Annotated in this window: 3 protein-coding genes; 1 reads left to right on the plus strand and 2 read right to left on the minus strand. The window is 52.7% G+C overall.

Annotation, left to right across the window (positions count from 1 at the left end):
• The first annotated feature begins 14 nt into the window (after positions 1 to 14).
• Positions 15 to 296 (plus strand): hypothetical protein, encoded by a 282-nt coding sequence (locus tag FO014_RS01175; protein WP_160027187.1) that lies wholly within the window; start codon positions 15 to 17, stop codon positions 294 to 296.
• An 837-nt stretch (positions 297 to 1,133) separates the two neighbouring features.
• Here the strand turns inward: FO014_RS01175 and FO014_RS01180 are convergent.
• Positions 1,134 to 8,666, minus strand: coding sequence for an Ig-like domain-containing protein (locus FO014_RS01180; RefSeq protein ID WP_160027189.1), 7,533 nt, complete (start codon positions 8,664 to 8,666; stop codon positions 1,134 to 1,136).
• 831 nt (positions 8,667 to 9,497) lie between these two features.
• Positions 9,498 to 10,232: a thioesterase II family protein gene (locus FO014_RS01185; protein WP_160027191.1), complete on the minus strand. Its 735-nt coding sequence runs from the start codon at positions 10,230 to 10,232 to the stop codon at positions 9,498 to 9,500.
• Positions 10,233 to 10,301 lie beyond the last annotated feature (69 nt).

Here is a 10,301-nt window from a genome sequence, read left to right on the forward strand (position 1 = left end):
AATGAAATTTAGCAATGGTATTTCACCAAAAAAACAAAAAAAAGGAAGACAGGGAAACAAAAATGAATACAAAAAGAATTAAAAAAACCACAAATAAGACTTTAAAGAGCATTATAAAAACAACAAAAAAAACACCAAAGCGCGCACCAATAATAACCTCACGCGCCAATATTGGGGGGGTTATTTTCACATCAACAGGTATCGCGGAGGTAAAAACTCATCATAGTAACAGAGAGCGTCGGAAATCGCCCCGAGAGCCAAACAAGCATAACCCTCCAGACGCCATTCCATATTGATAACCCCCCAACACAACCACCTGCTCCAATATTTCATTATGTTTACCTGCCAAGTAGCCACTTGTAAAAACAGCGAACCAAAACGACAGAAAACATCGATAAATCAGAAGGTTTTATCGTAAAAAACACTCACCAGACAGATATACTGATGAACTACACCGGACTAATTTTCATGCTTAACGCTTGGGTAAGGACGAGTCACCATAACGGGAACTGCCTGAGTACCACCGTGGCACAACATCAGCATCGATACCATTCCTGACCAACAAATCTCGAAGTTCAGCAATCTCTTTCAGCATCAAGCGATAATTGGTGGATATATCTTCATAGAGGTAATCATAAGCACATGAGTCATCGGATTTATTTTTCCTAAGAAACATAGCATCCCTCAACTTAAAACAGAGCATTGATAATTTAAATTGTAGCATGGCATTAGCCATTAAATGTGATAATGGACAGGTTAATTAATAACGACAACAAAAAAAACAACCAAGCCCACAAAAGCAAGCAAAAAAAACACCAACATTACCGACAGTGGAAATACCCCGCATCGCAAATCAATCACTAAAAAAAGAGATGTCATCATCAATCCATTTTTTATACTTTAACGTTCATCAACTCTAGCCGAGTAATATTTTAGGTTATAAGTTCACTTCATATCGAAGAGCGCACCTGGCAACTCCCCACCAAGGGATTGATAATGCGTATCTAAAACCAAGTGCACCCTTCGTTATGCCCCCAAGGCCATAAGGCCTGGGGGGGGGGAGCTACAGCGAAATTGATGTTACAAAAAACATACACAACATCCCTGTCATGTCACTTCGCAGTTTAAAACAATTAATTATGACATATATCATAAACCTCAGAAACCGTGGAACCATTCTGCAAAGATGCCTGATACGGGGCAGTCACATCATGACGCGAGCCGCCGGCACTGTCCCAATACCAATCGGCTGTATTGGCAATACTCGCCTTCCCGTCAGAGTCGGTGTAGACCGAACTCACCCCATTACTACCAATATATCCCCCTTTAAATGTAACCAGCCGCCCTTCCACAGGATTGCCTTGTGCATCTTTTACAATAACCCATGGCATTCCATAGACACCCGGCGCAACACACGCGGATGAATGAGTACCATCCCAGTATTCGACGATTCTCGCCGAATCGCCGAAATGAACATCTACAGTATCGACGCTATCAGCAATGCCAAATTCCGCCGTCACTGTCGACACTCCCGACGTGAAGCTTGTCAGCGTCGTACTGGCTCTACCATTCGAGTCTGTCGCCACCCTTTCGGAGGTAACTTTCGCGCCATTAGTTGCTGAAAAATATATATATTGACCGACAAGCGGATGGCCCTGGTCGCCGGGCAATACAGCAGTTACTTTGTTGAACTGCTTACCGTCTGGCATAGCATTATCTTGATCTACCACTAAATCAACCGATAAATTACCAACAAAATGTATTTTCACCTGAGCACTTTCTTTGCGAGTGGTATCCAGGGTTGCCGTGACAATTGATTCCCCCCCTACACTACTATAAATTTTTGTGGCATACCGACCATTGCTAAGAAAACCTCTATCAGGAGATGCTTTCGCACCATTAGTCGCTGCTACTTGAATGCCAACGCCCTCGGCTGGATTTCCCTCTTCGTCCGTTACATCAAAGGTAACTCCAATGCCATAATCATCAATTACTGGTGCATAATCTTCACTTATTGACGCCGTCACTGTATAAGACTTCTCCGCCACGAACGTCGTGTTTTTGCTCGTGCCCTTGCCGTTCACTTCCGCCGTCACCGAGTAAGTGCCCGCCTTCAGACTCGTCACCGTCGCCGTCGCTTTACCGTCAGCGCCCGTCGTGCCCTGCACCGTCGTGATATCGGCACCTTCCGCCACGCTGAACTTCACTTCCTGGCCACTGACCGGGTTGCTGTTCGCGTCCGTTACGATGGCCGTCACCGCATTGGTGTCACTGCCGTTCGCAACCGCTCCCGTCCCCACACTCAGGTTCGTGTCTGTGATTTCAGCCGTGCCGTCATCCGCCACGAAGTTCACGTCAACCTTCTGCTCGCTGTCACCCACACTTGCCGTCACGCTGGACGTGCCCGCCTTCGTGCTGGTCAGGGTGGTCTTCGCTACACCATCCGCCTCGGTAGAGACCTTCTCCGTCACCACCGTCGCACCGTTGCTTGCCGAGAAGCTCACCTCAACACCCGCAACCGGGTTGTTGTTCCTGTCGGTGACTTTCGCCTGCACGCTGTCCGTGGCCGTGCCGTTGGCCACAGCACCGTTATCCACCACCGTCAGGTTACCTTCCGTGATTTCAGCCGTACTCTCGTCCGCCACGAACGTCGTGTTTTTGCTCGTGCCCTTGCCGTTCACTTCCGCCGTCACCGAGTAAGTGCCCGCCTTCAGACTCGTCACCGTCGCCGTCGCTTTACCGTCAGCGCCCGTCGTGCCCTGCACCGTCGTGATATCGGCACCTTCCGCCACACTGAACTTCACTTCCTGGCCACTGACCGGGTTGCTGTTCGCGTCCGTTACGATGGCCGTCACCGCATTGGTGTCACTGCCGTTCGCAACCGCTCCCGTCCCCACACTCAGGTTCGTGTCTGTGATTTCAGCCGTGCCGTCATCCGCCACGAAGTTCACGTCAACCTTCTGCTCGCTGTCACCCACACTTGCCGTCACGCTGGACGTGCCCGCCTTCGTGCTGGTCAGGGTGGTCTTCGCTACACCATCCGCCTCGGTAGAGACCTTCTCCGTCACCACCGTCGCACCGTTGCTTGCCGAGAAGCTCACCTCAACACCCGCAACCGGGTTGTTGTTCCTGTCGGTGACTTTCGCCTGCACGCTGTCCGTGGCCGTGCCGTTGGCCACAGCACCGTTATCCACCACCGTCAGGTTACCTTCCGTGATTTCAGCCGTACTCTCGTCCGCCACGAACGTCGTGTTTTTGCTCGTGCCCTTGCCGTTCACTTCCGCCGTCACCGAGTAAGTGCCCGCCTTCAGACTCGTCACCGTCGCCGTCGCTTTACCGTCAGCGCCCGTCGTGCCCTGCACCGTCGTGATATCGGCACCTTCCGCCACACTGAACTTCACTTCCTGGCCACTGACCGGGTTGCTGTTCGCGTCCGTTACGATGGCCGTCACCGCATTGGTGTCACTGCCGTTCGCAACCGCTCCCGTCCCCACACTCAGGTTCGTGTCTGTGATTTCAGCCGTGCCGTCATCCGCCACGAAGTTCACGTCAACCTTCTGCTCGCTGTCACCCACACTTGCCGTCACGCTGGACGTGCCCGCCTTCGTGCTGGTCAGGGTGGTCTTCGCTACACCATCCGCCTCGGTAGAGACCTTCTCCGTCACCACCGTCGCACCGTTGCTTGCCGAGAAGCTCACCTCAACACCCGCAACCGGGTTGTTGTTCCTGTCGGTGACTTTCGCCTGCACGCTGTCCGTGGCCGTGCCGTTGGCCACAGCACCGTTATCCACCACCGTCAGGTTACCTTCCGTGATTTCAGCCGTACTCTCGTCCGCCACGAACGTCGTGTTTTTGCTCGTGCCCTTGCCGTTCACTTCCGCCGTCACCGAGTAAGTGCCCGCCTTCAGACTCGTCACCGTCGCCGTCGCTTTACCGTCAGCGCCCGTCGTGCCCTGCACCGTCGTGATATCGGCACCTTCCGCCACGCTGAACTTCACTTCCTGGCCACTGACCGGGTTGCTGTTCGCGTCCGTTACGATGGCCGTCACCGCATTGGTGTCACTGCCGTTCGCAACCGCTCCCGTCCCCACACTCAGGTTCGTGTCTGTGATTTCAGCCGTGCCGTCATCCGCCACGAAGTTCACGTCAACCTTCTGCTCGCTGTCACCCACACTTGCCGTCACGCTGGACGTGCCCGCCTTCGTGCTGGTCAGGGTGGTCTTCGCTACACCATCCGCCTCGGTAGAGACCTTCTCCGTCACCACCGTCGCACCGTTGCTTGCCGAGAAGCTCACCTCAACACCCGCAACCGGGTTGTTGTTCCTGTCGGTGACTTTCGCCTGCACGCTGTCCGTGGCCGTGCCGTTGGCCACAGCACCGTTATCCACCACCGTCAGGTTACCTTCCGTGATTTCAGCCGTACTCTCGTCCGCCACGAACGTCGTGTTTTTGCTCGTGCCCTTGCCGTTCACTTCCGCCGTCACCGAGTAAGTGCCCGCCTTCAGACTCGTCACCGTCGCCGTCGCTTTACCGTCAGCGCCCGTCGTGCCCTGCACCGTCGTGATATCGGCACCTTCCGCCACGCTGAACTTCACTTCCTGGCCACTGACCGGGTTGCTGTTCGCGTCCGTTACGATGGCCGTCACCGCATTGGTGTCACTGCCGTTCGCAACCGCTCCCGTCCCCACACTCAGGTTCGTGTCTGTGATTTCAGCCGTGCCGTCATCCGCCACGAAGTTCACGTCAACCTTCTGCTCGCTGTCACCCACACTTGCCGTCACGCTGGACGTGCCCGCCTTCGTGCTGGTCAGGGTGGTCTTCGCTACACCATCCGCCTCGGTAGAGACCTTCTCCGTCACCACCGTCGCACCGTTGCTTGCCGAGAAGCTCACCTCAACACCCGCAACCGGGTTGTTGTTCCTGTCGGTGACTTTCGCCTGCACGCTGTCCGTGGCCGTGCCGTTGGCCACAGCACCGTTATCCACCACCGTCAGGTTACCTTCCGTGATTTCAGCCGTACTCTCGTCCGCCACGAACGTCGTGTTTTTGCTCGTGCCCTTGCCGTTCACTTCCGCCGTCACCGAGTAAGTGCCCGCCTTCAGACTCGTCACCGTCGCCGTCGCTTTACCGTCAGCGCCCGTCGTGCCCTGCACCGTCGTGATATCGGCACCTTCCGCCACACTGAACTTCACTTCCTGGCCACTGACCGGGTTGCTGTTCGCGTCCGTTACGATGGCCGTCACCGCATTGGTGTCACTGCCGTTCGCAACCGCTCCCGTCCCCACACTCAGGTTCGTGTCTGTGATTTCAGCCGTGCCGTCATCCGCCACGAAGTTCACGTCAACCTTCTGCTCGCTGTCACCCACACTTGCCGTCACGCTGGACGTGCCCGCCTTCGTGCTGGTCAGGGTGGTCTTCGCTACACCATCCGCCTCGGTAGAGACCTTCTCCGTCACCACCGTCGCACCGTTGCTTGCCGAGAAGCTCACCTCAACACCCGCAACCGGGTTGTTGTTCCTGTCGGTGACTTTCGCCTGCACGCTGTCCGTGGCCGTGCCGTTGGCCACAGCACCGTTATCCACCACCGTCAGGTTACCTTCCGTGATTTCAGCCGTACTCTCGTCCGCCACGAAGTGGGCAGCCTTCTCGGCTGCACTATCATTAACCTTCGCGGTTACTGTATAAGCCCCTGCCTTGGCACTGGTCACCACTGCCGCCGCCTTACCTTTAGCCCCGGTGGTTCCTTTCACCGTAGTGATGTTCGCCCCCTCAGTCACAGTAAAGATAACCTCCTGATCGGCAACCGGATTACCATTTTTATCAGTCACCGTTGCCGTGGCGGTCACACCATCAGTTACCTTGCCGCTCGCAACCGTGTTGTCATGACCGATTATCAGGTTCTCATCAGTAATGGTCGCCGTGCTGTCATCCGCCACAAATGTCGTGTCCTTGCTCGCGCCCTTGCCATTCACTTCCGCCGTCACCGCATACGTGCCTGCCGTCGTGCTGCTGACTGCAGCCATCGCCTTGCCGTTGTCGCCAGTCGTGCCCTGCGTGAGGGTAATAATGGCGCCTTCGGCCACGTGAAACGTCACTACTTGGCCAGCAACCAGATTGCCATAGGCATCCGTGACTGTTGCCATAATGCCGTTTTTGGCCGTGCCATTTGCTACAGCGTTGTCTCTGAATACAACCAAGTTCTCATCCGTGATTTCCGCCGAGCTCTCGTCCGCCACGAAGCTCACGTCAACCTTCGGCTCGCTGTCACCGGCCTTCGCCGTCACCGTCGAGACGCCCGCCTTCGTGCTGGTCAGCGTCGTCTTCGCTACACCATTCGCATCGGTAGGGACCTTCTCTGTCACCACCTTGGCGTCGTTGCTTGCCGAGAAGCTCACCTCAACGCCTGCGACCGGGTTGCCGCTCGCATCCGTCACCTTCGCCTGCACGCTGTCTGTGTGCGAACCATCCGCTACAGCATTGTTATCCACCACTATCAGGTTGCCTTCCGTGATTTCAGCCGTACCGTCATCGGCCACGAAGCTCACATCAACCGTCCGCTCGCTGTCGCCCGCCTTTGCCGTCACCGTCGAGACGCCCGCCTTCGTGCTGGTCAGCGTCGTCTTCGCCACACCATCCGCATCGGTAGGGACTTTCTCTGTCACCACCTTGGCGCCATTGCCTGCCGAGAAGCTCACCTCAACGCCTGCGACCGGGTTGCCGCTCGCATCCGTCACCTTCGCCTGCACGCTGTCTGTGTGCGAACCATCCGCTACAGCATTGTTATCCACCACCGTCAGGTTGCCTTCCGTGATTTCAGCGGTGCTGTCGTCTGCCACGAACGTCGTGTTTTTGCTCGTGCCCTTGCCATTCACTTCCGCCGTCACCGTATAGGTGCCCGCCTTCAGGCTCGTCACCGTCGCCGTTGCCTTGCCTCCCTCATCGGTTGTGCCCTGCACGGTCGTGATATCGGCACCTTCCGACACGCTGAACGTCACTTCCTGGTTCGCAACCGGGTTACCGTTCGCGTCCGTTACGATGGCCGTCACCGCATTGGTGTCACTGCCGTTCGCTACCGCTCCCGTCCCCACATCCAGGTTAGCGGCCGTGATTTCGATCGTATCGCCATCAGCTTCCGATACCTTGACTTCGGTCGTACCATTATTGGATTTATTGCCATGCTTATCGTAGGCAACTGCACTGATATGATAAATATTCGCGTCCGCAGTATCGGTATAGTGGAATGAAGGGTACGTGATATTTAATGATTCTCCGTTAACACCTGCCGCTTCCGCCTTGCCCCCCGCAGCAACGAATTCCTGAGTATTCCATTCAACATGGTCAGTGCCATACTTGGCACTCACTGTAGCTCTCAGCACATCCGTGTTACCCGCTTTACCAGACATCGAATCAGGCACACCAAGCTGTATAAGGTCCTGTTTTTTATAATCAAGAACAATATCGTTGTTACGTTCGACCAGATCATACCGGTTACCTGCCAACGTGCGGCTGAAGTCAACCATAGCCGGATCGACCTGTTTTTCCCACGGCACGCCCAGACGGTAATTCAACTCAAAGTTAAATGTGGTTTCGTCATCGCCGCCTTCCCCCTGTTGATGCTCAACCCCCAGGGTGACCAACGGTATCGGGGTGTAGTTAACCCCGACAGTCACCGCCACGGGATTGTGCTTCAGCGTATTCTTGTCAATCAGGGCAACATTGTTGCCATAATATTTTTCATAAATAAGCTTACCGCCCAGTTGTGGATAAACAGGTAACCAGCCCTCAGCGCGAAGGTCAAAACCATCGGCAGGCCGTTCGTCATAATCAGCAAAGTCACGAGACTGGTGCCAATCGGTAAGCCCACGGTAACCGTTAGCAGACAGTTTCAGATAATCAGTCCACGCCTCCACACCCACACCAACACGACGGTTTCCCCCCGTCACGTCATCATCGTAAAAAGAGTTGACGCCGTACATCCAGCTCCCCTGAAAACGGCGATACCCGATGCCCAGGTTTACCGTATTACGGTCGTCTTTATGGCGGTATCCAAGTTGGGTAAACAACAAATTGGCAGACGCATCATAAATCGGAATAAGAAAATCAACGGAAGAGTCATCAAGGTGAAACTTGTCATCTACGTTTAAATCCACCTGCGCAGTACCAAACTGCGACAACCAGTCCTCGACGGCTGATGATGCCGCTCCAGCCACCATACTGCCGGCAACGTTTGCCGCGCTTTGCTTCGGGTCATCACTGCTAAGTGCGGTACCAAACGTTGATGCCGTGTTGGCCAGAAACTTTGCATCCATATCACCCACGTTTGAGGAAAGCGCCGTCCCGCTCGATATCGGTGACAAGGCACTCTGTGGTGTGGGAACATCCAGTTCATCGCCAGCGCCCAACTGTTCAAAGGGTTTACTGAATGTGCGGAATTCATTAATTTTTTTCAGTTCAGCAACACTCAAATTAAACTTTTTGGCAACAGAGGTCACAGTTTCGCCATTCTGGAGAACGTAGAGCGCAGTCTGGGATGCAAATAATTGTCTCGGTGCCGACGCCTCCGTTTTTGCCAAAGCCAGAGCAGGCGCCAAAGTACCTGTAGATATTCCGAACAGCTGAAGGCACAGGCATGCCCGAGCTGTCATTTTCAGCAGCTTTTTATTCATGCGAATTTATCATCACTATTTTGTTTAATTTATGAGGTTCGCATTCTAAATAAAACCAAAGCAAACGCGCCCGGAATGTTGTTTATTTATAAACAAACATAACAACCCACAGCATAAGGAACTGATAAATAAAATAAATACCAGATTTACCAAAAACAAAGAAATCATTGAGAGACGACAAAAAGGAGAGTATGAAATAAAATATATAAATTAACACTTACGCCACAGTGAACATAAAAGAATGGTACCTTATCTTTTACATCTTAGGGCTCTGCACACATGCTTTTTGGGACGTTATTCTTTATTTATTTGCTGGGCAGCAATCTGTACCAACTCGACTTCCCTTGAGCCTTTTCCATTAGCCGGCACTTTTCATGCCCTAAAAATCCAAAATTAAACATAAAAACAACTGAAATATACATTCTCAAAGACTATCTTAACGGCCATACAAACCCGTACAGCGGTTTGTTGCGCATTAGAGTCACTCTTTCTTGTATCCCTTAGCCCTCGCCAAGAGGGCTTTTTTTGTATTACGGCAGGGTGGGGTTCCCAAGGTACAGGTGCCTAAAACTTCACCACTTCACCCTGCCACTACACAATGATGGAGAATACCCCGATTAAGTCATATAGACACAACACCAAGCGGAGTACTGTTTTTCAATTCGCTCAAGGTTAAAACCGCCACAGGCACCACGGAAGCGCCACCAATTGTAATCCTACCTATATGTAATTTGACACTTAAAAACTCATTATTTGTAAGACTTGTACAAACAACGTCTATTTTCACATTGCTATCAACTCACCTCAACTACCTGTACTAGCGCTAATAGTTTATATCAGTAATCGATTGATAATATGCGCAACGTCTTCTGGTATATAATTAATGAAAAAGTGATCCGACGAAACGGTATGCAGAACGATATGCGCACTTGTATAGCAATCCCAAGCCTCCATGTCCGTCTTTGAAACGGTGCTGTCGTGGCTGCCGTGGATCAACACCAAAGGATAATCGATAGTCTTATCCCTCAATGCCCGTTTCATACGAAAATTAATCGACAGCTCGTTGCGTATAATAGGAAAAAATAAGCTTCTGAAATCAACGTCATCCAAAACATCGGGTTGAGTTCCGCCATAACGACGCAATACTTCGGCCATTTCATCATCATCTGAATGCATCGGATCATGCTTAAAATCCGTAATGTGCGGCGGTGCTTCTGCGGCGATAAAAATTCGCGCCGGCGGTTTATCCTGAGCGATAAAACGACTCGCCAATTCAAAGGCGAATAATCCACCATTGCTGTGACCAAGAAATGAGTACTGTTTTCCCGACATCAGGCTCGTGGCTTCTCGTTCAACCTCATCCAGAATTTTGCAGACATCATTGCACAACGCCTCTGAAAAGCGGCGCCCATTGCCGGGCAGTTGCATGGCGTACACGGACGTATTGCTATTGACGTAGTGAGAGAATGGCACGAATACCTCGGCATTTCCGGCGGCATAAGGGAAACAAAATAAAATATGCTCATCATCCCCACCGGTCCCCCTTTTTATTTGCTCAAACCACATACTGCTTCCTCTGCTTTGTAAGAATATGACTCTATCCGCCACCGCGGAGAACGGGAGCGGCGTAATCAA

Origin of the sequence: Serratia rhizosphaerae (assembly GCF_009817885.1) — a bacterium.
GTDB classification, from domain to species: domain Bacteria; phylum Pseudomonadota; class Gammaproteobacteria; order Enterobacterales; family Enterobacteriaceae; genus Serratia_B; species Serratia_B rhizosphaerae.

Coding starts and splice junctions, on each gene's coding strand:
- FO014_RS01175 (WP_160027187.1), top strand. CDS start 15: ATGGTATTTCACCAAAAAAACAAAAAAAAGGAAGACAGGGAAACAAAA.
- FO014_RS01180 (WP_160027189.1), bottom strand. CDS start 8,666: ATGAATAAAAAGCTGCTGAAAATGACAGCTCGGGCATGCCTGTGCCTT.
- FO014_RS01185 (WP_160027191.1), bottom strand. CDS start 10,232: ATGTGGTTTGAGCAAATAAAAAGGGGGACCGGTGGGGATGATGAGCAT.